General features: G+C 61.8%; 27 protein-coding genes. 20 read left to right on the top strand and 7 right to left on the bottom strand.

Annotation, left to right across the window (positions count from 1 at the left end; translation table 11 throughout):
* Positions 1–11 precede the first annotated feature (11 nt).
* Entirely contained in the window at positions 12–476 is a 465-nt protein-coding gene (locus tag ACJJVH_RS25595) for an Lrp/AsnC family transcriptional regulator (protein WP_112798673.1), read from the top strand.
* A gap of 7 nt (positions 477–483) precedes the next feature.
* On the opposite strand, the gene ACJJVH_RS25590 is transcribed toward ACJJVH_RS25595, so the two are convergent.
* Positions 484–2,280 (bottom strand): PAS domain S-box protein, encoded by a 1,797-nt coding sequence (locus tag ACJJVH_RS25590; RefSeq protein WP_113434348.1) that lies wholly within the window; start codon positions 2,278–2,280, stop codon positions 484–486.
* 623 nt (positions 2,281–2,903) lie between these two features.
* Positions 2,904–3,953, bottom strand: coding sequence for an ornithine cyclodeaminase (locus ACJJVH_RS25585; protein ID WP_113393375.1), 1,050 nt, complete (start codon positions 3,951–3,953; stop codon positions 2,904–2,906).
* 142 nt (positions 3,954–4,095) lie between these two features.
* Between ACJJVH_RS25585 and ACJJVH_RS25580 the strand changes: the two genes are divergently transcribed.
* Both ACJJVH_RS25580 and ACJJVH_RS25575 read left to right on the top strand, forming a co-directional pair.
* Positions 4,096–4,533: an Lrp/AsnC family transcriptional regulator gene (locus ACJJVH_RS25580; protein ID WP_112798668.1), complete on the top strand. Its 438-nt coding sequence runs from the start codon at positions 4,096–4,098 to the stop codon at positions 4,531–4,533.
* A 168-nt stretch (positions 4,534–4,701) separates the two neighbouring features.
* Positions 4,702–5,037: a hypothetical protein gene (locus ACJJVH_RS25575; RefSeq protein ID WP_412065492.1), complete on the top strand. Its 336-nt coding sequence runs from the start codon at positions 4,702–4,704 to the stop codon at positions 5,035–5,037.
* Between the two features lie 93 nt (positions 5,038–5,130).
* Here ACJJVH_RS25575 and hutC read toward each other — a convergent pair whose 3' ends face one another.
* Positions 5,131–5,886: a histidine utilization repressor gene (hutC, locus tag ACJJVH_RS25570; protein ID WP_113357341.1), complete on the bottom strand. Its 756-nt coding sequence runs from the start codon at positions 5,884–5,886 to the stop codon at positions 5,131–5,133.
* Between the two features lie 194 nt (positions 5,887–6,080).
* Here hutC and ACJJVH_RS25565 point away from each other — a divergent pair, with 194 nt between their 5' ends.
* From ACJJVH_RS25565 to solA, 6 genes are all read left to right on the top strand, one after another.
* Positions 6,081–6,920 (top strand): transporter substrate-binding domain-containing protein, encoded by an 840-nt coding sequence (locus ACJJVH_RS25565; protein ID WP_113357342.1) that lies wholly within the window; start codon positions 6,081–6,083, stop codon positions 6,918–6,920.
* Between the two features lie 101 nt (positions 6,921–7,021).
* Positions 7,022–7,747 (top strand): ABC transporter permease subunit, encoded by a 726-nt coding sequence (locus ACJJVH_RS25560; protein WP_112798660.1) that lies wholly within the window; start codon positions 7,022–7,024, stop codon positions 7,745–7,747.
* 10 nt (positions 7,748–7,757) lie between these two features.
* Positions 7,758–8,462, top strand: coding sequence for an ABC transporter permease subunit (locus tag ACJJVH_RS25555; RefSeq protein WP_112798658.1), 705 nt, complete (start codon positions 7,758–7,760; stop codon positions 8,460–8,462).
* Between the two features lie 22 nt (positions 8,463–8,484).
* Positions 8,485–9,261, top strand: coding sequence for an ATP-binding cassette domain-containing protein (locus ACJJVH_RS25550; RefSeq protein ID WP_113434349.1), 777 nt, complete (start codon positions 8,485–8,487; stop codon positions 9,259–9,261).
* A complete protein-coding gene (locus tag ACJJVH_RS25545) occupies positions 9,258–10,763 on the top strand; it encodes an HAL/PAL/TAL family ammonia-lyase (protein WP_412065491.1) in 1,506 nt (501 codons plus the stop codon). The genes ACJJVH_RS25550 and ACJJVH_RS25545 overlap by 4 nt, the downstream gene beginning before the upstream one ends.
* 1 nt (position 10,764) lies before the next feature.
* On the top strand, positions 10,765–11,913 hold the full coding sequence (solA, locus tag ACJJVH_RS25540; RefSeq protein WP_412065490.1) for an N-methyl-L-tryptophan oxidase: 1,149 nt from the start codon (positions 10,765–10,767) through the stop codon (positions 11,911–11,913).
* Between the two features lie 21 nt (positions 11,914–11,934).
* Here the strand turns inward: solA and ACJJVH_RS25535 are convergent, their stop codons facing one another.
* Positions 11,935–12,429, bottom strand: coding sequence for a cytochrome b (locus tag ACJJVH_RS25535; RefSeq protein WP_412065489.1), 495 nt, complete (start codon positions 12,427–12,429; stop codon positions 11,935–11,937).
* A 381-nt stretch (positions 12,430–12,810) separates the two neighbouring features.
* Between ACJJVH_RS25535 and ACJJVH_RS25530 the strand changes: the two genes are divergently transcribed.
* Positions 12,811–13,428 (top strand): class I SAM-dependent methyltransferase, encoded by a 618-nt coding sequence (locus tag ACJJVH_RS25530; RefSeq protein WP_112798648.1) that lies wholly within the window; start codon positions 12,811–12,813, stop codon positions 13,426–13,428.
* Between the two features lie 42 nt (positions 13,429–13,470).
* Here the strand turns inward: ACJJVH_RS25530 and ACJJVH_RS25525 are convergent, their stop codons facing one another.
* Both ACJJVH_RS25525 and ACJJVH_RS25520 read right to left on the bottom strand, forming a co-directional pair.
* Positions 13,471–14,229, bottom strand: a complete 759-nt coding sequence (locus tag ACJJVH_RS25525; RefSeq protein WP_412065488.1) for an alpha/beta fold hydrolase — start codon at positions 14,227–14,229, stop codon at positions 13,471–13,473.
* A 25-nt stretch (positions 14,230–14,254) separates the two neighbouring features.
* Complete coding sequence (locus ACJJVH_RS25520) at positions 14,255–16,051, bottom strand: cytochrome c biogenesis protein DipZ (RefSeq protein ID WP_412065487.1); 1,797 nt, start codon at positions 16,049–16,051, stop codon at positions 14,255–14,257.
* 359 nt (positions 16,052–16,410) lie between these two features.
* Here ACJJVH_RS25520 and ACJJVH_RS25515 point away from each other — a divergent pair, with 359 nt between their 5' ends.
* The 8 genes from ACJJVH_RS25515 (at position 16,411) to ACJJVH_RS25480 (ending at position 23,470) form a co-directional block, all read left to right on the top strand.
* The gene (locus tag ACJJVH_RS25515) at positions 16,411–17,463 is read left to right on the top strand and encodes an alpha/beta fold hydrolase (RefSeq protein WP_412065486.1); all 1,053 of its coding nucleotides are present in this window, start codon (positions 16,411–16,413) and stop codon (positions 17,461–17,463) included.
* 114 nt (positions 17,464–17,577) lie between these two features.
* Positions 17,578–18,318: a response regulator gene (locus ACJJVH_RS25510; protein ID WP_112798640.1), complete on the top strand. Its 741-nt coding sequence runs from the start codon at positions 17,578–17,580 to the stop codon at positions 18,316–18,318.
* The gene (locus ACJJVH_RS25505) at positions 18,315–19,637 is read left to right on the top strand and encodes a sensor histidine kinase (RefSeq protein ID WP_412065485.1); all 1,323 of its coding nucleotides are present in this window, start codon (positions 18,315–18,317) and stop codon (positions 19,635–19,637) included. Before ACJJVH_RS25510 ends, ACJJVH_RS25505 begins: the two co-directional genes overlap by 4 nt.
* A 188-nt stretch (positions 19,638–19,825) precedes the next feature.
* Positions 19,826–20,242, top strand: a complete 417-nt coding sequence (locus tag ACJJVH_RS25500) for an organic hydroperoxide resistance protein (protein WP_412065484.1) — start codon at positions 19,826–19,828, stop codon at positions 20,240–20,242.
* A 313-nt stretch (positions 20,243–20,555) separates the two neighbouring features.
* On the top strand, positions 20,556–21,287 hold the full coding sequence (minC, locus tag ACJJVH_RS25495) for a septum site-determining protein MinC (protein ID WP_112798633.1): 732 nt from the start codon (positions 20,556–20,558) through the stop codon (positions 21,285–21,287).
* Positions 21,288–21,316: 29 nt separating this feature from the next.
* On the top strand, positions 21,317–22,132 hold the full coding sequence (gene minD / locus ACJJVH_RS25490; protein ID WP_112798632.1) for a septum site-determining protein MinD: 816 nt from the start codon (positions 21,317–21,319) through the stop codon (positions 22,130–22,132).
* The gene (gene minE / locus ACJJVH_RS25485) at positions 22,129–22,389 is read left to right on the top strand and encodes a cell division topological specificity factor MinE (protein ID WP_112798630.1); all 261 of its coding nucleotides are present in this window, start codon (positions 22,129–22,131) and stop codon (positions 22,387–22,389) included. The genes minD and minE overlap by 4 nt, the downstream gene beginning before the upstream one ends.
* 337 nt (positions 22,390–22,726) lie before the next feature.
* A complete protein-coding gene (locus tag ACJJVH_RS25480) occupies positions 22,727–23,470 on the top strand; it encodes a polysaccharide deacetylase family protein (protein WP_412065483.1) in 744 nt (247 codons plus the stop codon).
* A gap of 20 nt (positions 23,471–23,490) precedes the next feature.
* On the opposite strand, the gene ACJJVH_RS25475 is transcribed toward ACJJVH_RS25480, so the two are convergent.
* Entirely contained in the window at positions 23,491–24,099 is a 609-nt protein-coding gene (locus ACJJVH_RS25475; protein ID WP_113370632.1) for a TetR-like C-terminal domain-containing protein, read from the bottom strand.
* A gap of 111 nt (positions 24,100–24,210) precedes the next feature.
* Here ACJJVH_RS25475 and ACJJVH_RS25470 point away from each other — a divergent pair, with 111 nt between their 5' ends.
* A complete protein-coding gene (locus ACJJVH_RS25470; protein WP_412065482.1) occupies positions 24,211–24,900 on the top strand; it encodes a PspA/IM30 family protein in 690 nt (229 codons plus the stop codon).
* 37 nt (positions 24,901–24,937) lie between these two features.
* Positions 24,938–25,219, top strand: a complete 282-nt coding sequence (locus ACJJVH_RS25465) for a YiaA/YiaB family inner membrane protein (RefSeq protein WP_112798622.1) — start codon at positions 24,938–24,940, stop codon at positions 25,217–25,219.
* The last annotated feature ends 90 nt before the right edge of the window (positions 25,220–25,309 follow it).

Genomic DNA, 25,309 nt, shown 5'->3' with positions numbered 1-25,309 from the left:
AAAGAATCCACATGGCCGCTCTGGATGCGATCGACCGTAATATCCTTCGCCTGCTTCGTCTCGATGCCCGCGTCAGCAATGCGAAGCTGGCAAGCGAAGTGGGGCTGTCGCCATCCGCCTGTCTGCGGCGTATCAAATTGATGGAGCAAGCAGGCGTTATCCGCGGCTACACCGCCTTGGTGGACACGTCCCAGGCCGAAACCGCGATTGCCGTCATCATCAACATCACGCTCGAGCGGCAGACGGAGGACCACCTCGATCGTTTCGAGGCGGCGGTGCGCAAGCACCCGGAGATCAAGGAGTGCTTTCTGATGACGGGTGGCTCCGATTATCTGTTGCGCGTGGAGGTCGCCAATCCGGGCGATTTCGAGCGCATCCACAAGGATATTCTTTCGACCATGCCGGGTGTGCTGCGAATCCATTCGAGCTTTTCGATCCGCAACGTGCTTGCGACACGGCCGAAAAGCTCGCGCTGAGTGGATATCATTCCGCCACGTCGCGAGCCTGATCCCAGCCGATGCCGGCCGCGGCCTGCACCTCGCATATCAGGCCGCCCGGCTCGTAGCTGATATGGACATCGCCATTCAATTCGGCGGCCAGCAGGCTTCCGATCAACCGGGAACCGAAACCCTTGTGCGTCGGCTGTTTCACCGTCGGCCCGCCCGATTCCTGCCAGCGCAGCTTGAGCAGGTCCGTCTTGCCGGTTTCCAAGAGCCAGGTAATGGCGACACGGCCATCCGGCACCGAAAGCGCGCCGTATTTCGCGGCGTTCGTGGCGAGCTCATGCAGCGCAAGCGATATGGAGACGACGGCCCTCGGCGCAAGCTTGATCGCCGGGCCGGAAACCTCGAATCTGTCCTTCGGATAGGGTGACAACGCCTGGGCGATGACGGCCGTCAGCTCGGCCTGCTCCCAGTTGCCATGGATCAGCAGATCATGGGCGCGGGCCATCGAAGACAGCCTCGCCTCGAAGGTTTCGACCGAGGTTTTGTCGGCATCGCTGCGCCCGAGCGTCTGGCGCGCAATGGCCATGACCGTCGCAAGCACGTTCTTGACGCGATGGTTGAGTTCGCCGACAAGCACCGTCTGAAGCCTCTCGGCCTCCTTTTTCGCGCTGATGTCGTGGGCGATCTTCGATGCGCCTACGATCCGGCCATAGGCGTCGAAGATCGGGGAAACGCTGAGCAGAACGTCGACCAGTTCGCCGGATTTGCAGCGTCGCTTGGTTTCGTAAGGCTCGACTTTGTGGCCTGCGCGGATCTGGGCGAGGATTGCCGGCTCTTCTTCGCTCCGGTCATCGGGAACGAGCATCATGACCGACTGGCCGATCGCCTCCTCGGCCGATTGGCCGTAGAGCCTTTCGGCGCCGGTGTTCCAGCTGGTGATTACCATGTTGAGGTCGGTGCTGAGGATGGCGTCGTCCGACGAGGCGATGATCGCGGCCAGGCGCCGTTCGACTTCCTGGGCGCGCTTGCGCTCGTTGATATCGATGACGACGCCGGAGACCCGCTGGATGCGTCCCGAAGCGTCCCGCAGGCCGGAAACGGTATTGGCCACCCAGACGAGGCTGCCGTCCTTGCGGACGTAGCGCTTTTCGATTTCGAAGCTTTCGCCGGTCGCCATCATCGTCTCGAACAGCCGCATGTTCTCGTGCAGGTCGTCCGGGTAGGTGATGTCCTGCATCCGCATGCCGAGAAGCTCGTTTTCCGAATAGCCGACGATCTCGCAGAAGCGCCCGTTCACCAGGACGAAGCGGCCATCGAGCTCGCATTGGACGATGCCCGTTGCCGATTGCGATATGACGCCGCGAAACCGCTCTTCGCTCTCGCGCAAAGCCTGGTCGGCCCGGACGCGCTCCGTCGTTTCGTTGACGATGCAGAAGACACCGAGCGCCCTGCCGTCGCCATCGCGAACGGGCGAGTAGGAGATGTCGAAATAGGCCGTTTCCGGGTAGCCGTGGCGCTCGATATAGAAAGGGCGATCCTTGGCGGAAATCGTACTTCCGTCTTGCAGGACCGAGCGCAGAAGCGGCTCCAGATCGCTCCAGAGCTCCGTCCAATTTTCCTTTGCCGGACGTCCCAGTGCTCGCGGGTGCTTGTCGCCGATGGTGGGCGCATAGGCGTCGTTATAGAGAGCAACGAAATCCTCGCCCCAGAACATGACGATCTGGGCTCGTGCAGATAGCATGATGTCGACGGCAGTCGTAAGGCAGGCGGGCCAGGCCGATCTCGGGCCAAGTCGGGTCGACGCCCAATCGAAGCCAGATATGAGCGCTGCCATCTCATTGGGTTGACTTGTCAGTTCAGGCACGATGTTCAGGACAGTATCCTCTCTTGAGCGATGGCAGTCCGCACGGGATGCCTGATCCGCTCATGTTCGCGAGGACTCATAGCATATTCCCCCGGGCAAAGTGCAGGAGGAATATTCGTTGATTTCAACGTATATAAGCGATTTTTGCGGCAAGGATTTCACGGACGCCGCAACAGGACACGGGCCGCCCTGTTGCGAACGCATCCCCCGGCTGCCGAAGGTGATTTCTGCTGCCCGGCAAGTTCGAATTTTGCCTTGAGGAATGAGGCTCGGCGCCGCCACTTCGAATGAGCATGGCCGGCAAATGCGAAGCCAAGACCGGCAATCGGAAATATCGGCGCATCATGCAACTGATATGATGCGCCGTCTGGCGCTTATGAACGGAGAGATCGCTGGCCCGGTCCAGCTTCATGGACTTGCGGAGCCATTCTCTCTTTGGTTTGACGCAACTCCGGCCGGAAAATTGTTGTAAACTTTTCCCGGGATTGCTCTATCGTCCTGGCCGATGCCGGCCAGGACGTTCCGATCGCGCAGATACGGATAGAGTCAGGTGGCGGACGGTCGGGTCGCGAACACGGCCGCCGTGTCGCCGCTCAAGCCGCGCGCTGCAGCATGCCGAACAGGTCGCGCGGGTCGTCCGGATCGGCGATGATGTCGAGCTTCTGGAAGTAATCCGTGCCCGCCAGCTTCTCGCGGACGTAGCGCAGGGCCGAAAAGTCCTCGATCGCGAAACCGACGCTGTCGAACAGGGTAATCTGCCTTTCGCTGCTGCGGCCCTTGGCCCGGCCGTTTATGACCTGCCACAGTTCGGTGACGGGATAGTCCGGGTCCATTTGCTGGATCTCGCCTTCCACACGCGTCTGCGGCGGATATTCGACGAAGGTGTCGGAGCGCAGAAGGATGTCGCGATGGAGTTCCGTCTTGCCGGGGCAATCGCCGCCGATGGCGTTGATGTGGACGCCGGCGCCGACCATGTTGTCGGTCAGGATGGTGGCGTATTGCTTGTCGGCGGTGCAGGTGGTGATGATGTCGGCGCCTTCGATGGCGGCCTGGGCCGAAGTGCAAGGCACGAGGCGCAAGCCCTTCCCGGTGAGATTGCGCACCGTCTTTTCAGTCGCCTTCGGATCGATGTCGTAAAGGCGGACTTCCTCGATTCCCAGGACCGCCTTCATCGCCAGCGCCTGGAATTCCGCCTGTGCGCCATTGCCGATCAGGGTGAGGCGGCGGGATTTCGGCGGCGCGAGATGTCTTGCGGCCATGGCCGAGGTTGCCGCCGTGCGCAGCGCCGTCAGCAGCGTCATTTCGGTCAGCAGCACGGGATAGCCGGTCGACACTTCCGCAAGCAGGCCGAAAGCGGTCACGGTCTGCAACCCCTGAGCCATGTTCTTTGGATGGCCGTTCACATATTTGAAGCTGTAGACCGCTCCGTCCGAGGTCGGCATCAATTCGATGACGCCGTCATGCGAATGGGAGGCGACGCGGGGAGTCTTGTCGAAAAGGTCCCAGCGACGGAAGTCCGCTTCGACGGCGTCCGTGAGTTCGACCAGCACGGTTTCGATGCCGACGTGATGCACGAGGCGCATCATGTTCTCGACGCTGACGAAGGGGATGAAGGCTCTTTCCGATGGGAGCGGTGCGGGCATTCTCTTATCCTCGATGAGATTATTTCCCATAGGGTATCAAGCGGAACGATTGACTGAAATCGCAAAACTGTGCCAGTTTTGGTATGAGTTTGCACAAATTGCCCAGAAATTTTGACCAAAAAGACAAAATCAGGATTGCGGTATGGCACTTGCCAAATATATCCCCGATGATCTCGACCGGCGGATCATCGCCCATCTGCGTGCCGATGGCCGCGCTTCGCTCTCCAAACTGTCGGACGCGCTGGGCGTTGCGCGGGGCACGGTGCAGAACAGGCTGGACCGGTTGATCGAGACCGGCACGCTGCTGGGTTTCACCGTGCGGGTGCGCGAGGATTATGACGAACAGACCGTGCATGCCGTCATGATGATCGAAGTGGTCGGAAAATCGACGACCCAGGTCATCCGCAAGCTGCGCGGCCTGCCGGAAATCTATTCGCTGCACACGACCAATGGAAACTGGGACCTGGTGGCCAATATCCGGGCGACCAGCCTTTCGGACTTCGATCGCGTTCTGCGCGAGGTGCGGATGATCGACGGTGTCGCCAACAGCGAAACGAGCCTGCTGCTCAGCAGTCTCTGAGAATGCCGGCGCCGTCGCGCCATGGCGGCTTGGATTTCTTCCGCCGCACGTTCCCGCAGGCAGGTGCCGGCGTTTCAGGCCTGAACGTTCGTGTACGCGATTCGGCGGTGTGTGGCGGCAAGGGGCGTGGCGCTTGAAAATTCGCTCCATGTGTTGTTATGATCTCGCATGGAACTCGCTCTGCTCGCTCACGCTCTTGCCTGGACCGTCTTCGGACTGGTTGTCGTGACCACGGTCGTCCCGGTCAGGACGCGGTATCACTTCATGGCCCTGGCGAGTGTCGACAGCATGATTCCGTTCGCCCTTTTGGGATTCCTGTTCGTGATGGCTTACCCGGATGATCGCCGCATTATTGCGCTGGTGTGCATATCGGGCGCCGCGGCGAGTGAATCGCTCGCATTGGTGCTTCCGGAGAAGTGTCTGCGGATAGAACGTGCGATCCTGAAAGTCCTGGCGACCGTCTCTGGCTTGTTGCTGGGCGCTTTGTTCGCGGAACTCATATAGCAGGCCTCGTAATCCTGTTGCCGCCCCGTCAGTCAGGTCCCGACGGGTCGCTCCATAGGGCGGCAGAGCAGTGGCCTATCCTTCCATATACAACTATCGATCCGAAGGTTTACCGCTTTGGCTCTCCAGCCGATAGCGATGTCCTGGATAAATCAGCCGGGCCGTGGACACCACGCCGCGCGCCGACCATGTCCGCCTGCGGATTGTCAGGCAGGGTTCGGTTTTCAGGATCGTCAGCAGCTTGCATTCCCAGGCTTGCGGCAGGATCGCCTCGACCACATGCTCCGATCCGCTCAAGGGGGCGACGGCCGAGAGATAGGCGTTCGGCGTCATGCCGGTGAAGTCCTGCTGCAGGTAGTCGGGCGCGGCTTCCGGGTGGACGTGCCGGTCCTCGATCTGCACGGGTACGCCATTTTCGCTGTGTACGATCAGCGAATGGAAAACCGGTGATCCGATATCGAGCTCCAATGCGTCTGCAACGTCGGGCGATGCGGCTTCCCGGGCCAGTACGATCACGGTCGCCTGATGGGAATGGCCGCGTTCGGCGATTTCCTCGGCGATGTTGCGCACCTCGAACAGGGCGGATGCGCCCTTGCGTTCGGCGACGAAGGATCCGACGCCCTGGATGCGGACCAACTCGCCCTCGTTGGCCAGTTCGCGCAACGCGCGATTGGCCGTCATCTTGCTGACGCCGAGTTCGGTGACCAGTTCGTTTTCGGATGGAACTCTATATTTCGGTGGCCACTCGCCGCTATGGATGCGATCGAGTATCATCTGCTTGACACCGGCATAGAGAGGGGATGCGTCGTTTTCCGCCAGTTCGCGTTTCATCTCGCCGGAGCGCTTCATTGCCTATTCCCTTCGCACGAACTGAATCTGCCTCGAAAACAACTTTCCCACTTGAATATCATAAATTATCTCATATGGTACCCTATACAACCTCGCAATCAATCCTAAAAATGAGTTAGGAAAGCGGGCAAGCCGGCAAAGATCGGCGGGAAAATGCTGCAAGGCCTGTTTTAACTTCAGAGGAGCTCTACACGATGAAATTCAGTGCAATTCTCTTGTCCGGTGCCGTAGCTGCCGCCGCCTTCGCGGCCCCGGCCGTCGCCAAGGACTGGAAGACGGCGACGATCACCCTGGAAGGCGCCTATGCGCCGTGGAACATGACGAACGCCGATGGTTCGCTCGGCGGGTTCGAGCCGGAACTCGCCAAGGTGCTGTGCGAGCGCGCCAAGATCGACTGCAAGCTCGTCGCTTCCGATTGGGATGGAATGATCCCGGCGCTGAATGCCGGCAAGTTCGATGTCATCATGGATGCGCTGTCGATCACCGACGAGCGCAAGCAGGTCATCGGCTTCACCATTCCTTACGCCGCCACGCCGGCTGCCTTCGCAACCGCCAAGGACAGCCCGCTCGCCAATGCCGCAGGCACCGGCACCACGATCAAGATGACCCCCGGCCAGACCGGCGTCAAGGAGATCGACGTGTTGAAGGAAGCCTTCAAGGGCAAGACGATCGGCATCCAGGCGGCAACCGTCTACGCCAAGTTCGTCTATGACAACTTCGGCTCGATCGCCACCATCCGCGAGTACAAGACCGGCGCGGACCGCGATCTCGATCTCCAGAACGGCCGTATCGACCTCGGTTTCGACGATGCCGTGTACTTCGCGAATGCCTTCGCCAGCGCGAACGACTCGCTTGCCTTTACCGGTCCGGAAATCGCCGGGTCCATCTGGGGCGAGGGCGAGGGCCTCGGCATCCGCAAGGCCGATACCGACCTGCGCGACAAGCTGAACGAGGCCATCAAGTCGGCACTCGCCGACGGCACTATCAAGACCCTGTCGATGAAGTGGTTCAAGGTCGACGTCAGCCCTGAATGATCGTCGCGACCTTCAGGTCGTCGTCATCGGTCTCCGGCTTTGATGCCGGAGACCGTATGATATCCTGATGCGTGAAACTGCCACGGACAGGGATTGGATCTATGGCAACCTTGCAATTGCTGGGCTTCGGCTCGAACGGGTGGGGCGCGCTGCTGCTCGTGGCCACCCTGATGACACTTGCCGTAACGGCAACGGCTTTGGCCATCGGCGCCGTGCTGGGCGCGATCGTCGCTTTCGCCAAGCTTTCCGGCAGCTTGATATTGAAGACGCTCGGCAATATCTACACCACGGTCTTTCGCGGCGTCCCCGAGCTTCTGATTATCTACCTGATCTATTTCGGCGGATCCTCGGCGATGACATCGGTCGGCAAGTGGCTCGGCTATGATGGTTTTCTCGGGCTGCCGTCCTTTGCCGCGGGCGCGCTTGCGGTCGGCATCATCTCGGGTTCCTATCAGGCGGAAGTTTTCCGTGGCGCCTATCTCGCCATTTCCAAAGGCGAGCTGGAGGCGGCGTCGGCGATCGGCATGCATCGCGGCTTGCGCCTGCGCCGCATCATTATCCCGCAGGTCCTGCGTTTCGCCATTCCCGGCCTCGGCAATGTCTGGCAGCTCAGCCTCAAGGATTCCGCCTTGATCTCCGTGACCGGCCTTGCCGAGCTGATGCGCACAAGCCAGGTGGCGGCAGGCTCTACCCGCCAGTATTTCCTCTTCTTCATTGTCGGCGGGCTGCTCTATCTGATCCTGACCAGCCTGTCGGATCGCGTGTTCAACAGAGCGGAGCGTCGTGCCAATCGCAGCATGCCGGCTGCCACCATCGGCCAGGCTTGAGGAGGAAGACATGGACTTCGAGTTCCTTTCGAGCACGATGATCACGCTGCTGAAGGCCGTGCCGACCACGCTGCTGTTGTTCTTCCTGTCGATTTTCTTCGGCGGGCTGCTGGCGCTGATCATCGTCGCGATGCGGGTCAGCGGCAATCCGATCCTGTCCGGCTTCGCCAAGGGTTATATTTTCGTCTTCCGCGGCTCGCCGCTGTTGATCCAGATGTTCCTGGTGTTCTACGGGCTGGCGCAGTTCTCGATCATTCGTTACTCGTTTCTCTGGCCGTTCCTGCGCGAGCCGGTCGTCTGCGCGATCCTGTCGCTGGCGCTTTGCACCGCCGGCTATTCGGCCGAGATCTTCCGGGGCGGCATCCGCGCCGTTTCGCCGAAGGAGATCGAAGCGGCGCGCTCGATCGGCATGTCCGGCTTCCTGCTCGTGCGCCGTATCATCGCGCCCATCGCCTTCAGGCATGCCCTGCCGGCCTATTCCACCGAGATCGTCCTGATGATGAAGTCGACGGCGCTTGCAAGCCTCGTCACGGTCTGGGAGGTCACGGGCGTTGCCCAGCGGCTGATCTCGCAGACCTATCGCACCATGGAAGTCTTTCTCTGTGCCGCGATCATCTATCTCGTGCTGAATTTCGTCATTCTGCAGGCCATGGCCCTGCTGGAATATTCCTTGTCACGCCATCGCCGTGCCGTTCCGCCGGCGCTGAAGGCTTAAAGCTTAACGGAGCAGGCAAATCATGCCAGGTGTCACCCGACTTTCGGTCCGCAACATCCGCAAGAGCTTCGGCAATCATGAAGTCCTTCGCGGCATATCGCTCGACGCCCGGGACGGCGATGTGATTTCGCTGCTTGGAGCCTCGGGCTCGGGCAAATCGACCTTCCTTCGTTGCATCAACCTCCTCGAAATCGCTACCGATGGCGAGATCTGGGTGGACGGCGAACAGATCCGCATGATCCATAAGAACGGCCAAAGCCGCCCGGCGAGCCACAAGCAGGTGGATCATATCCGTTCGGAACTCGGCATGGTGTTCCAGAGCTTCAATCTCTGGTCGCATATGACGATCCTGCAGAACGTCATCGAGGGGCCGGTCCATGTCCTGAAGCGTCCGCGCGCCGATTGCATCGCCGAGGCCGAGGCGCTTCTGGAAAAGGTCGGCATTGCCGACAAGCGCCACGCTTATCCCGCGCATCTTTCCGGCGGCCAGCAGCAGCGCGCGGCGATTGCCCGCGCGCTGGCCATGAAGCCGAAGGTCATGCTATTCGACGAGCCGACCTCGGCGCTCGATCCGGAGCTTGTCGGCGAAGTGCTGCGCGTCATGCGCTCCCTTGCCGAGGAAGGCATGACGATGCTGGTGGTCACGCATGAAATGAGCTTTGCCCGCAACGTTTCCAACCGCGTCGTCTTCATGAAGGAAGGCCTCGTCGAAAGCAGCGGCACACCGGATGAAATGTTCGGCGGCGGCGCTTCGCCTGCTTTCCGCCAGTTCATCGGCCACTTCGGAAACGGGCAATGACCGTCACCATCGACAAGCCGTTGTCCTGGCGCGAGGTCGCACGCGTTGGCGGCGGTGAGCCGCTGGCGTTGTCCAATGCAGCGTGGGAACGCGTTGCCGCGGCAAGCCGCATCGTCGCGCGTATCGTTGAAACCGGCGTGCGCGCCTACGGCGTCAACACCGGTGTCGGCGCCTTGTCCGATACGGTGGTCGACCGCCAATCCCAGAGCAGGCTTTCGCGCAATATCATCCTCAGCCATGCCTGTGGCGTCGGCCCGCTTTTGCCGGCGCGCCAGGTGCGTGCCATCATCGCGGCACAGATCGCCAATTTCGCCCATGGCCATTCCGGCGTGCGGCCCGAGATCATCCGGCATCTGGCGGCGTTTCTCGAACATGACTGCATTCCGGAAGTTCCCTCCAAGGGATCAGCCGGCTATCTCACGCACAATGCGCATACCGCTCTCGTCCTGATCGGCGAGGGCAGGGCTGTCGTGCAGGGCAAATCCGCGAGCGGCTCTGAGGCGCTTGCGGCAATCGGCCTGGAACCCCTGGTGCTCGGCGCCAAGGAGGGTCTGAGCCTCGTCAATGGCACGGCCTGCGCCACCGGATTGTCGGCGCTTGCCGTCGCCCGCGCCGAACGGCTGCTGGACTGGGCCGACGCCATTGCCGCCCTGACGCTGGAGGCGGCCGGTTGCCAGATGGCGGCCTTCGACGAGGCCGTGCTGGCCCTTCGCCCGTCGGCGGGGATCGCAAAGGTCGGCCGCAGGCTGCGCAGCCGGTTGCATGGAAGCGGCCTCGTCGCTGCGGCTTTCGGGCGGCGGACGCAGGATGCGTTGAGCCTGAGGTCAGTCCCCCACGCGCATGGCGCCGCCTGGGATGTGTTCGAACAGACGGCCCGCGTCGTCGACCAGGAACTGGCCTCGGTAACGGACAATCCTGCCGTTTCGGGCACGCCCGAGCAGCCCGTCGTCTCCTCCGAAGCGCATGCGGTCGCTCCGGCTCTCGGCCAGGCTGCCGACAGTCTGGCGATCGCGATCGCGCAGATCTCGGCCATGAGCGAGCGTCGGACGGACCGTCTCGTCAATCCGCTGGTCAGCGGTCTTCCGCCTTTCCTGGCGAGCGACGCCGGCAGCCACTCCGGCTTCATGATTGCCCAATATACGGCGGCCGCCCTGAGCAACGACAACAGGCGCCTGGCTGCTCCCGCATCGCTCGACGGCGGCTTGACCTCCGGCCTTCAGGAGGATTTTCTCGCCCATCCGACGGCGGCTGCCAGCAAGCTGCTCGCGATCCTCGACAATGCCGAATATATCCTGGCGATCGAACTGATGGCGGCGGCGCAGGCGCACGATCTTCTCGTCTCCAACGGAGCGCGGGCGCCGGGAACGGAGCGCGTCCATGCGGCGGTTCGTTCCTGCGTGTGCCTTTACGGCGACGATCGTCCCTTGAGTGCGGATATCGAAGCATTGCGAACCTTGATCGCCGATGCCGCGCCGCCGGCGGACAGTGAAACTGGAGCGTGACATGCCTGTGGAATTCGACATTGCCGTCATCGGGCTCGGTGCGATGGGAAGCGCAGCCCTGTCCTTCGCCGCGGCTCGCGGCGCAAAGGCAATCGGGATCGAGGCTCACTTCCCCGCCCATGCGCTCAGTTCCTCGCATGGCGACAGCCGTCTGATCCGCCTCGGCTATTTCGAGGATCCGTCCTATGTTCCGCTGCTGACGCGAGCCTATCGGAACTGGCGCTCGCTGGAGGCGAGGCTGCGCGCCGAGATCATGACGGTAACGGGCGTTCTGCAGATCGGGGCGCCCGACAGCAAGATCGTCAGCGGCACGCGCGCCTCCTGCGACCTGCATGGATTGCCGCATGAAATTCTCGACAGGGATGCCATGAAACGGCGCTTTCCGGCTTTCGTGCTGGAAGAAGGCGAGATTGGCCTGCTCGATCCGCAAGGAGGCTATGTGCGCCCCGAGGCGGCAATCATGGGCTACCTGAGGCTTGCCGCCGAAGACGGCGCGGCCGTGCATTTCGGCGAACGTGTCGTCTCCATCGAGCCGGACGCAACGGGCGTAACCGTCGTTTCGACCATGGGCAGATATCGCGCCCGCAAGGCGATCGTCGCAACCGGCGCCTGGATCGCGGAGCTTGTGCCGCAATTGAAAGCGCATGCGCAACCGATCCGGCAGGTGGTCGCCTGGTATCAGCCGAAGGACGGTTTCGTCGCGCAACCGCAGCGCATGCCATGCTTCCTGCGTGACGAGGGAGACGAAGGCTCCTATTTCGGCTTTCCGGCAATCGGCGTCGATGGCGTGAAAATCGGCCGCCACGCTCATTTCCGGGAGCCCATTGATCCCGCCATGCCCAATCCGCCGGTCAATGACACGGATACCGATTTGCTCGATAGTTTCGCTCGCAAGCGCCTTCCGGATGCGGCGTCTTTTCGCGTGCGGGCAACGACCTGCCGCTATACCATGCTGCCGAGCGAGGATTTCCTCATCGATATAATGCCGGATCAGCCAAATGTCGTCGTGTCCTCGGCCTGCTCCGGTCATGGCTTCAAGTTCACCAGCGTCGTCGGCGAGATCCTGGCGGATTTGGCGCTCGAAGGGGGAAGTGCGTTGCCGACGGCGCTGTTCTCCTTCGAAAAACATTTCGGCCATCAATCGGCCTAGCCGCCAAAGGCACGGTTGTTTCTAGCCGATCGTCATGCGTCGCAATACGTCCGATCGGAAATAGAAGTGCTGGATGAGCGCGCCGAGAATGTGAAGGACGACGACGACCCAGAGCAGGGATTTGATCGGTCCGGCATGGACGAAGGCGGCGGTATCGATTCCCAGATAATAGGCCGCCATTCCCGAAAGCGGCATCGCAAAAAGCAGCACATACAGCAGGACATGCGTTATCCGCGCGATATAATGCAGGAAGGCGGGCTGACCATCCGGCATGGCGGGCAGGTTGGATGAAAACCTGACTGCGAGGCGCACGATGGCGAGCAGCAGGATCGCGATGCCGGCATAGGCGTGGACATTGGCGCTGGCAATATCGTCCGGCGACGGCGTCCGGCCGTTGCGGATCAGATGTCGCCACGCATTCATCCCATCGGGAAACAGGAGATTGAAGAAGATGAGGATGGCCACGAGCCAGTGGAGGAGGCGCTGCGGAACGGAATAGCGGTCTTTGGCGGGCATATCGTCTCCCGATATGAGAATCTATCTAAAACTAACGCAGGATCCTAACGGGAACCTGAATGCGTCAGGCCTTTTTCCGCTGCCGCCGAGCATCACGCTGGCGCGTTGCCGAACACGTAGACGCCGGGATATGATCCTCATGTCGGAAGACTGGAGCCCGCCTTGTCCAGGGCTAAGCCTCTATTTGTCCAGCAGCGCCAGATGCCGGCACGACTGCGTGCTCCGATCGATCTGATCCGCGAGCAAATGCCTCGCGCGCAACGCCGGCCAAAGATTAAGTTTCAGACATGAATCTTCATAGCGCTTGAGCGGCGCCATATCGGGATGTAGCCATATCGCCCGAGGCAGCAGCACGACGATTGCTTGAAAGGTGAGTTTACCATGGACCAGAAGATCGAAGCCGTTCTCGAAGCCTACCACGAACTTATTCGCGAAGAGCGCAGCAAGCCAAAGGAAATGCCGCCCGGCGGCCGCGATGGCGGCCAAGATCGCCGCTTGAGGGCTGTCGGACCGGAAACCGGCCGGCTGCTCAATATTCTGGCGAAAAGCCTGAAGGCGCCCACCATTCTGGAGCTCGGCACCTCCTTCGGTTATTCCGGCATCTGGCTCGCGGAAGCCGCGCGCGCAAGCGGCGGAAAGCTCATCTCCATGGAACTGCACGCCTACAAGACCGAGTTTGCCCGGGAGATGGCCGGAAAGGCGGGGTTGTCGGAGCATATCGATTTCCAGATCGGCGATGCTGTCGAGATGATCAGGGCGCTTCCCGGCGGCGTCGATTTCGTTCTCGTCGACCTGTGGAAGGATCTCTACATTCCCTGCCTGGAAGCCTTCTATCCGAAGCTCAATCCCGGCGCGATCGTCGTTGCCGACAACATGTTCATGCCCGGCAACGAGGACGTCAAACGCTATGGCGAGGCCGTTCGCGCCAAGCCGGGCATTACGTCCGTCCTGCTGCCTGTCGGCTCCGGGATAGAAGTCAGCCGGTACGATCCCGCGTAAAAGCCAGGCGGCGGCCATTCATGCGGCCGCCGCCGCTTTCCGTTACTTGCCGGCGTCCTTTGCTGCCTTTTCGATAACGGCGGCGACCTTTTCCGGCTGCGAGGCGAAGACGGCGTGGCTCGCCTTGATTTCGGTCACGTCGCTGCCGGCGCGCTTTGCCATGTCCCGCTCGAGGGCCGGATTGATGGAGCGGTCATCGCTCGCAACGACGACCCAGCTCTTCTTTTTCCGCCATGCCGGATCGCCGGCCTTGGCCGTAAAGGCTGCCTTCGAAGCGAACACCTGCGATCTGGCCAGAAAATCGGCCTCCTCCTTCGGCAGATCGGCGGCAAAGTCGGCGGCGAAAGCTGCCGGATCGAGATAGAGATACTGGCCATCCTTTGTTTCGCGGATGTTCATGCCGCCGGCGGGCTTGGAACTGGCAAGGCTGATCAGGCTTTCGCCCTTATCGGGCTGAAACGCGGCGACGTAGACAAGACCGGCGACATCCGGCCTGTTTCCCGCCTCGGTGATGACCATGCCGCCGTAGCTGTGGCCGACGAGCAGGCTCGGCCCGTCCTGCAGATCGAGCACGCGGTTGGCAGCGGCGACATCGTCGGCAAGCGAGGTGATCGGCTCCTGAACGATCGAGACCTTGAAGCCGTCCTTCTCCAGGATCTCGCTGGTCTTGCGCCATCCCGAGCCGTCGGCAAGCGCGCCGTGGACGATGACGATATTCTTGATCTCGGCGGCGTGCGCCGCAAGCGTCATGGTGCTTGCGGCAAGGCCAAGGGCGATGGTGGAGAGGAAACGCGTATTCATGGGTATGACTCCTGTCGGTTGCGGTTCATGCTTGGGTAGGAAGGGGGGGGCAGCCGAAGGTGAAGGCGTAGGCCCGCACCCCGGGATCGAGGAAACGGATTTCGAAGTTGCGTGCGGCGACATCGCCGGACTGGCGGACGAGCTGGTAGAGCCTGGTTTCCGTCACCGTGCCGTTTCCGGCGGCATCGATATCGGAGCCGTGGTCGGAGCCGGGTGCCTTTCCGTCCACGCTTACCTGGAAGCGGATCGGCTTTCCGTCGGCTGATGGCCCGAGCACGAGGTGCAGGTCGCGGGCGCTGAAGCGGTAGCTCATGCCGCCGCCTGCCTTGCCGAGCGATGCCTGCTCCGGGCCGATGGTCCATGTTCCGGCCAGCCCCCATTGGTTCAGGCCGGGATTGGCAATCGAATAGTTGGCGGCGGCATCGGCCTTCAGCCCCTCGGGAGAAACGAACCCCGTTGCTTGTCTGTAGCCGACATAGGTTTCGCCGGAGCGGATATGACCGAGGTCGGGGCCTGCCTCTGCCCCCTTCGCATCCGGAACGACCGGGCTGCTTTGGGCCATGTCGCTGCCTGCCTCGTGCAGAAGGTCCTGTATCGCCTGTTCGGTCTGGCGATAATTGCCTTCGCCGAAGTGCTGGTAGCGGACCTGGCCCTTGGCACCGATCAGGTAATGGGCCGGCCAGTAGTTGTTCTCGAAGGCACGCCAGATGCGATAGTCGTTGTCGATGGCGACCGGATAGCCGATCTGGAAATCGGCAATCGCCTTCTTGACGTTATCGACATTCTTCTCGAAGGCGAATTCGGGAGCGTGGACGCCGATGACGACGAGACCCCGATCCTTGTACTTTTCCGCCCAGGCACGAACATAGGGAATGGTGCGGATGCAGTTGATGCAGGAATAGGTCCAGAAATCGACGAGCACGACCTTGCCGCGCAGCTGGTCTGTGGTCAGCGGCTTGGAGTTCAGCCAGGTGACGGCGCCATCGAGGGAAGGCGCCGGGCCTTCGACCGGAAGATCGCTGTGGAACGGGTATGCAGCGTCGCCGCCAATCTTCATCGCGCCGTTGCTGGCGACTTCGGTCTCCGGACCTGTGGTCTTCGCGTGCAGCTTCTCGAGCAAGGCCTGCTCGAAGGAACCGGTGCTTGCATAGGAAAGGCGGGCGAGCAGGCCGGTATCGAGGCCAAGGGCGATGGCCGCGACGCCGGCCAGAACGGCAGCGCCTGCGAACTGGCGGATGCGTTCGCTGACGCCGAGCGATCGCTTCATGCTGGCAAAGATCCTGCCACCGGCAAACAGCGCAACGGCAAGCGAGGTTGCGGCACCGGCGCCATAGGCAAGCAGCAGGAAGGTCGTTTGCAGATTGGCGCCCTTCAAAGCCGCGCCCGTGAGGACGAGCCCGAGGATCGGGCCGGCGCAGGGCGCCCAGAGCAGGCCGGTCGCAATGCCGAGCACGAAGGAACTTCTGGCGCTTGCAGCCGTGCGACCGTTGCCGGCGGCGTTCAGGAGGTTGTTGCCGAGATCGACCGCCGGCCGGGATAGAGCGCTGGCGATGCGCGGCGAAATCAGGCTCAGGCCGAAGAGCCCGAGCAATACGATTGCCGCGAGGCGACCGTATTCATTGGCGCGGATGGCCCAGGCGCCACCGATGGCGGCCAGGGTCGCGACGCATGCGAAGGTGAGCGCCATGCCCGCCAGCATAGGCAGTGTGCTCCTGACGAAAGGCTGCCCGGCGCGGGCGAAGACGAAGGGTAGGATGGGCAGGATGCACGGACTGAGAATCGTCAGCGCGCCGCCGAGATAGGCTATGATGAGAAGCGTCATCGTCTTGTTCCTTTGGAAGCGATTGACCGGCTGCGGACGGCGGCGTGCCGTTCTCAGCGGTGACGCTATCTGCCGTCGGCGACGTATCTCGAATGTGTCGGATGGGATGGGAGAATGTACCGAAACGTCGGCATCTCCGGCTTCGATACAATGCGATACAAATTGAGGCGGGAGCGGTGCGATTCCGCCGCGGAGTCGGCCGCTTGCCGGATCCGGCAGATCGGAAGGGCGAATTGTATCAGACTGTATCTCTGCCGCCGCAAGCTACATAGTTATTCAAAAGACGGCCGTCCGCGACACATCGGCGATACATGCGGCTGGTTTTCTCAATCCCATGATCCAATCGACAGGAGAGACAGATGTCCGAGGAACTCAATCATAGCCGCCGCCGCTTCTTTGGCCTTGCCGCCGTCGCCGTCGCAGCCGCCGAATTCGGCCTGCCGGCCATGGCCGCTGCCGCGCAGCCGAAGGCTTCCGCTTCGACCCTGCCCGCCGTCAAGGCCGGCAGCCATACGTCCTTCGACGCGCTGAAGCAGATCCACGCGGGCGTGCTCGATATCGGTTACGCGGAAGCCGGTCCGGCCAATGGTCCTGTCGTGCTGCTGCTGCACGGCTGGCCCTACGACATCTATAGCTTCGTCGATGTCGCGCCGCTGCTGGCCGGTGCCGGCTACCGCGTCATCATCCCCTATCTGCGCGGTTACGGCACCACCCGTTTTCTTTCGAAGGAAACTCCGCGCAACGGCCAGCAGGCAGCGCTGGCGGCCGATATGATCGCGCTTCTCGATGCGCTGAAGATCGAAAAGGTCGTCGTTGCCGGTTATGATTGGGGCGGCCGCACCGCCAACATCATGGCGGCGCTCTGGCCCGAGCGCTGCAAGGCGATGGTCTCGGTCAGCGGCTATCTGATCGGCAGCCAGGAAATCAACCGCAAGCCGCTGCCGCCGAAGGCTGAACTTGCCTGGTGGTATCAGTTCTATTTCGCCACCGAGCGCGGCCGTCTCGGCTATCAGGAAAACCGGCACGATTTCGCAAAGCTGATCTGGAAAACCGCCTCGCCGCAATGGGCCTTCGACGACGCCACCTACGATCGTTCCGCTGCCGCCTTCGACAATCCCGACCACGTCGATATCGTCATCCACAATTATCGCTGGCGCCTCGGTCTGGCCGAAGGCGAGGCAAAGTTCGATGCCTATGAACAGAAGCTGGCCGCAGGCCCGGTGATTTCGATCCCGACCATCACCATGGAAGGCGATGCCAACGGCGCGCCGCACCCGGAGCCGTCGGCCTATCGCGGCAAATTCTCGGGCAAGTACGAGCATCGCACCATCACAGGCGGCATCGGGCACAATCTGCCCCAGGAAGCGCCGCAAGCCTTCGCCCAGGCCGTGATAGATGTTGATCGATTCTAGTACGGCGATAGTGTGCGTCAGGGCGCCGGCATATGCTGGCGCCCTCTGCCGTTGGCACGACAAGAGGATGAATAATCGTAGGTTGATGCTTACGATGATGAGTGGGAAATCAAAATGGATCATGTCGACCATATCCTGATCGTGGATGACGATCGGGAAATCCGTGAGCTGGTGTCGAGCTACCTGAAGAAGAACGGCTTGCGGGCGACGACGGCTGCCGACGGCCGGCAGATGCGCAGCTTCCTGGAGGCCAATTCGGTCGATCTGATCGTGCTCGACGTGATGATGCCAGGCGACGACGGCCTGGTGCTGTGTCGCGAGCTTCGCGCCGGAAAGCACAAGGCGACGCCTATCCTGATGCTGACGGCGCGCAGCGACGAGATGGACCGGATTCTCGGCCTCGAAATGGGCGCGGACGATTATCTGGCAAAGCCCTTCGCCGCCCGCGAGCTTCTCGCCCGCATCAAGGCGGTTCTCCGGCGCACGCGCATGCTGCCGCCCAACCTGCAGATCAGCGAAGCCGGCCAGCTGCTGGTCTTCGGGGATTGGCGGCTGGATACGGTCGGTCGTCATCTTCTCGACCGGGACGGAACCGAGATCACGCTCAGCGGCGCCGAATATCGTCTGCTGCGCGTCTTCATCGACCATCCGCAGCGGGTGCTCAATCGCGATCAATTGCTGAACCTGACGCAGGGCCGCGACGCCGATCTTTTCGACCGCTCCATCGATCTGCTTGTCAGCCGGCTGCGCCAGCGTCTGGGAGACGATGCGCGTGAGCCGATCTACATCAAGACGGTTCGCAGCGAAGGCTACGTCTTCTCCGTGCCGGTGGAAATCGCGGAGCTGCGCTCATGACGGCGGCCGGCTTTTCAGTCCGGCGGCTCTGGTGGCCCAGCACGCTGCGCTCGCGGATTTCCCTGATCCTGCTTGCCGGGCTTGCGATCGCCTACGGCCTGTCCTTCAGCGTGCTCTACATCGAGCGCTACATGTCGGCAAAGGCCGTCATGCTCGGCACGCTGGAGAACGACGTCGCGACCTCGATCGCCGTGCTCGACCGCCTCCCGGCGGATGAAAGGGCGAACTTCGTCGATTGGCTGAGCCGCGGCAACTATAATTTCGAGCTGGGGACCGGCCTGCCGGGCGTGCCCGATACCTCCACCCACGGCGCGGAGATCGCCGCCAAGATAGAGGATGCCGTCGGCCATCGTTTTCCGATCCGCATGGAATCGATACCGGGCTCGGTCACGCGCCTGCAGGCACATCTGAATTTGAGCGACGGCAGTCCACTGACGATCGATGTCACGCCGAGGGGAATCATGCCGATCGCGGCGTGGCTGCCTTATGTCTTCGTCGTCCAGATGCTGGTGATCGTCCTCTGTACCTGGTTTGCGGTTCGCCTGGCCATCCGGCCGCTGGCCGAACTTGCCGCCGCCGCTGACGCCCTCGATCCCAACAGGAAGGGGGCGGCATTGAGCGACGGAGGCCCGAGCGAGGTTGCGCATGCCGCCAGGGCCTTCAATGCCATGCGGGATCGCATAGCGCACTACCTCGAGGAACGGGTGCAGATCCTCGCAGCTATTTCGCACGATCTGCAGACGCCGATCACGCGCATGCGGCTGCGCGCCGATATCGCCGATGATTCGCCTGAAAAAACCAAGCTGCTCCAGGATCTCGGGGAAATCGAGCGCCTTGTGCAGGATGGGATCGCCTATGCGCGCAGCGCCCATGGCAACGGCGAGAAAAGTGCGCGAATCGACCTTGCCTCCTTCATCGAGAGCATCAGTTACGACTACCAGGACACCGGCAAATCCGTCGAGATTCTCGGCCTTGTTCGCGGAACGGCGACGACGAAGCCGCACGCCCTTCGCCGCATCCTGACCAACTTCATCGACAATGCCCTGAAATTCGCTGGTTCCGCTGAAATCGCGGTGGAGCGCAGGGATACGGGCGAGATCACGATAACGGTTCTGGACCGCGGTCCCGGCATTCCGCAGGAGCAGATAGACGCGGCCATGCAGCCGTTCTTTCGGCTGGAGCAGTCGCGCAACCGCAATACCGGCGGCACCGGACTCGGGCTCGCGATTGCCCAGCAGCTCGCCCAGACGCTCGGCGGTTCCGTCCGGCTCTATAACCGCGAAGGCGGCGGGCTGGCGGCCGAAGTCGTCATTTCGTGATTGCTTTCCCGCGACGATTTTCGGGGTATTTGTAAGCCATTGTATCCGGCCCGCCGGGGGCTACGTTTCGAGACATTTCCGGCGATTCCCGAAACATGCCGGATACGTCGATCCATCAAAAACCACTCCGTCAACGGACGGCGCCCGGACGACACAGCAAACCGGGCGGCGCAACAAAGGAGTGTTCCATGACCAAGATCGACAAGGTTCTCTACACCGGCAGAACGCACACCGTCGGCGGCCGCGACGGCTCGGCCCGCAGCGATGACGGCCAGCTGGAGGTCAAGCTTTCGCCTCCCGGCAGCGCTCACGCCGGCACCAATCCCGAGCAGCTCTTCGCAGCCGGCTGGTCGGCCTGCTTCATCGGCGCAATGGGTCTGGCCGCGGCCAAGCGCAAGGTCAGGCTGCCTGCCGATCTCGCCGTCGATGCCGAGGTGGATCTGGGCACCACGGACGGTGCCTACTTCCTGCAGGCTCGCCTCACCGTCAGCATGCCCGGCACGGAGCCGGAGCTGGCGAAGGCGCTGGTCGAGGAAGCGCACCAGACCTGCCCCTACTCGAAGGCGACTCGCGGCAACATCAATGTCGAGCTGAAGCTCGCCTGAGAATCGCTCAAGTCCCGATATTGCGCGCCGTACCGGAGGGCGCGGCGCGTCGAATCGTTAATTTTTCCACATCGGATAGCAAGCAAAGCGGCGCAGGCCTTGCGCCCGGAGGATCTCATGAGGCCGATCATTCTTTTCCTTGCAGGAGCTGCGATTTTCGCCGTTCCGTGCGTCTACGACCCCGGTTCAAACGAGCCTTCGGCGCTCGCGAGCATTGCCGTTTTATGGGGCGGTCCGGGCCTGAACGGAAGCCCGCGTTAACCAGTTGTTAACCATATGAGCGGTACAAACGGTCAACGATTTATTTACACAGATGACCAAAGTGCTAACAGACGCTCGTTCGATCCGTATCAAGGGCCGCTCCTTTCTGGCGGTCGTACTTTCGCCGGATCTTCCGCTGGACCAGTGGTTGATCAGGCTCGATGATCTGGCCGCCCGGTCGGCCGGCTTCTTTCTGGGGCGGCCGGTCGTGCTCGACATTACCGATCTGGCGATCGACCGCGCACAGCTCAAGGAGCTGATCGGCGAGCTTTCGGCTCGCAACGTCAGCATCATGGGCATCGAGGGCGGCCGTCCGTCGATCATCGGGCCAGGCATGCCGCCGGCGCTGAAGGGCGGACGTCCCGCTGCCGATTTCGAGGTCGCGGAGACCGAGCCGGCCGTGGAGCGCCGCAATAGCGAGCCCAAGCCGGCGCCGCCGGAAATCCGGCCGGTCACGCAGTCGTTGATCATCCGCGAGCCGGTCCGTTCCGGCCAGTCGGTGATCTTTCCCGAGGGGGATGTCACCGTCATCGGTTCGGTGGCATCCGGCGCGGAAATCATCGCGGGCGGATCCGTCCACATCTATGGCGCCCTCAGGGGGCGCGCCATGGCGGGTTCGATCGGCAATGCCTCGGCGCGTATCTTTTGCCGCAAGCTCGAGGCCGAACTGCTGGCAATCGATGGAATCTACAAGATGTCGGAAGACATATCACCCAGCCTGCGGGGGCAGTCCGTTCAGCTGTGGCTGGATGATGAAACAATCATGGCCGAAAAACTAATCTGAGCCGAAGCCGGCCAAAACAGGAGAGCGAGATGGGCAAGGTAATCGTCGTCACATCAGGCAAAGGCGGAGTTGGAAAGACGACTTCGACGGCCGCTTTGGGGGCGGCTCTGGCGCAGAGAAACGAAAAGGTCGTCGTGGTCGATTTCGACGTCGGCCTGCGCAATCTCGATCTGGTCATGGGAGCCGAAAGGCGCGTGGTCTACGACCTGGTGAATGTCATCCAGGGCGATGCCAAGCTGCCGCAAGCCCTGATCCGCGACAAGCGGCTGGAGACGCTCTTCCTGCTGCCGGCTTCGCAGACCCGCGACAAGGACAATCTGACCCCGGAGGGTGTCGAGCGCGTCATCAACGAGCTCAAGAACCATTTCGACTGGGTCATCTGCGACAGCCCGGCGGGCATCGAGCGCGGCGCGACGCTTGCCATGCGCCATGCCGACGTCGCGGTCGTCGTCACCAATCCGGAAGTCTCCTCGGTACGCGATTCCGATCGGATCATCGGCCTGCTGGACGCCAAGACGCTGAAGGCGGAGCGCGGCGAGCGCATGGAAAAGCACCTTCTGCTGACTCGTTTCGACGCTGGCCGGGCCGAGCGCGGCGACATGCTGAAGGTTGACGACGTGCTGGAGATCCTTTCCATCCCGCTGCTCGGCATCATCCCGGAAAGCACGGACGTTCTGCGCGCCTCCAACCTCGGCTCGCCCGTGACGCTTGCCGACGCGCGCTGCGCACCGTCGCTTGCCTATTTCGAAGCAGCGCGTCGTCTTGCCGGCGAGCAGCTGCCGATCACCATCCCCGGCGAAAAGCGGGGTATTTTCGGCAAGATCTTTGCAAGGAGGGCCGCATGAGCATTTTCGGACTGTTTCGCAAGCAGAGATCTGCGCCGCTGGCGCGCGAGCGCCTGCAGATCCTTCTCGCCCACGAGCGCGCCTCCGTGGGCTCGGATCTGGTCTCCGTGCTGAGAGAGGAAATTCTTGCCGCCATCGCCAAGCACATCCAGGTCGACCGGGACAAGGTGCAGGTGAAGATGGATCGCGACAAGGACGTCTCCATGCTGGAGATCGATGTCGAAATCCCGCGGGATGCCGTTTTGCAGGCAGCCTGAGGGAGAGCCGGCACCATGCTGCTGTGGGAATAACACCACACGGTTTCCCGCTGCGGCGGATCTTCGAAATTTTTCGAAGTTTCCCCTTGCAAAGCATGCGATTCGCCATTATTTGCGGGCCATCACCTGTATCGATGGCCTGCCGCCCTGACATTTCTATGTCGAGCCGGTGTTCGCTGTCCGGGTTAAAAAGCAAGGGCGCTCCCCAGAAATGGGTAGAGCGCCCTTTGCTTTTGTCGCATTCGCAGCGCTATTCTCGCCCAACGCGATGGGCCGGTTTGCGGCGATCGCGCGGGAGGCGGTGGATTTGGGCGGACTGCGGGGTCTACGAAGCTTGTTGCGGCTACTTGCCGGCATGGTCTTCGCTTTGCACGCCATCGGCGTGCAGGCGGCCGACAGAACGATCTATCTGACGTTTGACGACGGTCCCTTGCCGGGGACGCAGAATGTTCTTTCGGTGCTGCGCCAGGAAAACGTCCCCGCCGCCATGTTCATGGTCGGCCTGCATGTGGAAACCAATCCGGCCGGCCGCGCTCTGCTGGCCGAAGCAAAGGCAATGCCTCTGGTGATTGTCGGCAATCACAGCTACAGCCACGCCAATAATCGCTACAGGCGATATTACTCCGACACGCAGGCAGTGGTGGCGGACATGCTCCATGCCAATGAGGTGCTTGGGCTTGCGCCGATCGTGAATGCGCGGCTGCCGGGCAGGGACGTTTTCCGGCTTCCGGCCGTGTCGAGAGAGGATCTGTCCATCAATGTCGCCCAGTGGGAGCGCGAGTGGCTGGACTATGAGCTTGTCGCCGAGGCGGGATTCTATCTCTATGGCTGGGATTTCGAATGGGTGCATCAGGATGACGGCAAGCCTGTTCAATCGGTCGATCATCTGGTCAACGAGATCGATCACCTTTTTCAATACGGGCGCTTCACACAGCGGGGAAAGATGATCGTGCTGATGCACGATCAGATGTTTCAGGATCAGTTCGACGGCCGGGAAAACCTGTTGTCCCTCATCCGCAAGCTGAAGCAGCGCGGCTACGCCTTCGGCGACATCGGCAGCTATGCGTCGTCGACCCCATGAGCTTGGTCCCATGAGCTTGGTTAGGCCTGTCTCGCCGCCGCTCCCGCCGCGACCGTCAGGATGAAGTCATCCAGCTCCAGTTCCAGGCTTTCGATCGGCAAGCCGACGAATCGTCCTTCGAGGCTGATGCTGACGACGCCGTGCACGGCGCCGAACAGGGTTCTTGCGCGGATCGCCCGCGCCGCCCCGGACATCGCGGGCTGCAATTCGGCAAGCGGCTCGGCAATGACCCCCATCAGGAACATATGTTCTTCCAGATGCCATTCCGGGCTCAGGCGGTCGTCCGGCGGACGGTGATCGAATAGTGCCTTCCACAGATTGCGGTGAGCGACCGCGAAGCGCAGATAGCCGCGCGCTAGGTTGCGCAGCCGGTCGGTCGGCGTGTGATCCTTGACTTCCGCCAGCGTGAGGGAAGCTTCCAGCGCCTTCAGCGTTGCCGAATTGACGTGGATGACGAGATCGTCGAGATCGGCAAAGACCGTATAAAGACCTCCAAGGGCGCAGCCGACATCCTGCGTGACGTCGCGCGCCCGCAGGTTTGTCAGCCCATCGGCCGCTATGCGATTGCGCGCCGCCTCGATGAGACGGAGCTTCAGATCCTCGCGCTTTTCCAGGGTCTTTCTCGCCATCAATCCTTCCAATCCGATTTTTTGAACATTGTTCAAAATTGTTCTTGAACAACGTTCATGATTCTGGCATACCTCATTTCATGAACATCGTTCATAAACGGGAGACGACAAATGTTCAATGCAATTCTGACGCTCATCCGCGGTCGGGCCTTCGAGGCGGAACAGGCGTTCATCGATCGCAACGCCGTGCCGCTGCTTGCGCAGCAGATCCGCGATGCGGCAAGCGCCATTCAGTCGGCGCGGCGGGCAGTTGCGGTCGCGGTCGCACAGAATGAGCAGGAAAAGAGCCAGCACGCGGCGATTGCCGGTCGTATCGCGGATCTGGAAAACCGGGCCGTCGCCGCCTTGCAGAAGGGCAATGACGAGCTTGCCCGGCAGGCCGCCGAGGCGATCGCCCAGCTCGAAGCCGAGCGCGATGCCTCCGAGAAGGCGCAGGCCCAATTCACGGCTACGATCGGCAAGCTCAAGGCAACCGTCCGCGCCTCCGAAGCGCGCCTGCAGGAGTTGCAGCGCAGCGAGCGTCTGGCGCGCGCCACCGAACAGACGCAGAAGCTCACCGCCGCCTGCGACGACAATTCCGGCCTGGCCACCCTGGACGAGGCCGAGGAAACGCTTGCCCGCCTTCAGGCCTATCAAAACCGTTGCGAGATCGCGGCTTCGACCATGAAGGAGATGGACGCCGCGAGCCGGCAGGCGACCATCATCGAGAAGCTTGCCAATGCCGGCTTCGGCGCGCCGCTCGGCCCATCGGCCGATGACGTGCTGGCCCGCCTGCGCGACCGCATGAATTCAGCAGCCTGAAATCGAATACACCGGACAGATAAGAGAGGATACGATCATGAACGACAGCTTCCAGAAACATTCCCAGGCCTGGGTCAGTTTTTCCTACATTTCCTTCGGCGCCGCCGCCTTCATGCTGTTTGTCGGTCTCTATATGATGCCGATCGATCTCTGGGGCAAAGGCTATCTCGCCATGGGTATCCTGATGCTGGTGCAGACGGCGGTCAATGTCACCAAGACGATCCGCGACAACAGCGAGGCCGACAAGCTGATCCGCAAGGTGGAAGATGCCCGCACGGAAAAGCTCCTGGTCAAGTTCAATCGCGATGGTCAGGACTAATCTTTATTAACGGTGCTGCAGAGTTGTATCCGCGCTCAACCATTGCGTAACAACTCTGTGGCGTCTTGTTGGCTGAACGAGGGATACGCC

Source organism: Rhizobium sp. SYY.PMSO, assembly GCF_046840415.1.
Lineage (GTDB): Bacteria > Pseudomonadota > Alphaproteobacteria > Rhizobiales > Rhizobiaceae > Rhizobium.
Note: the sequence above shows the minus strand (reverse complement) of the source record. Positions and strands in the feature narration are given on the sequence as shown.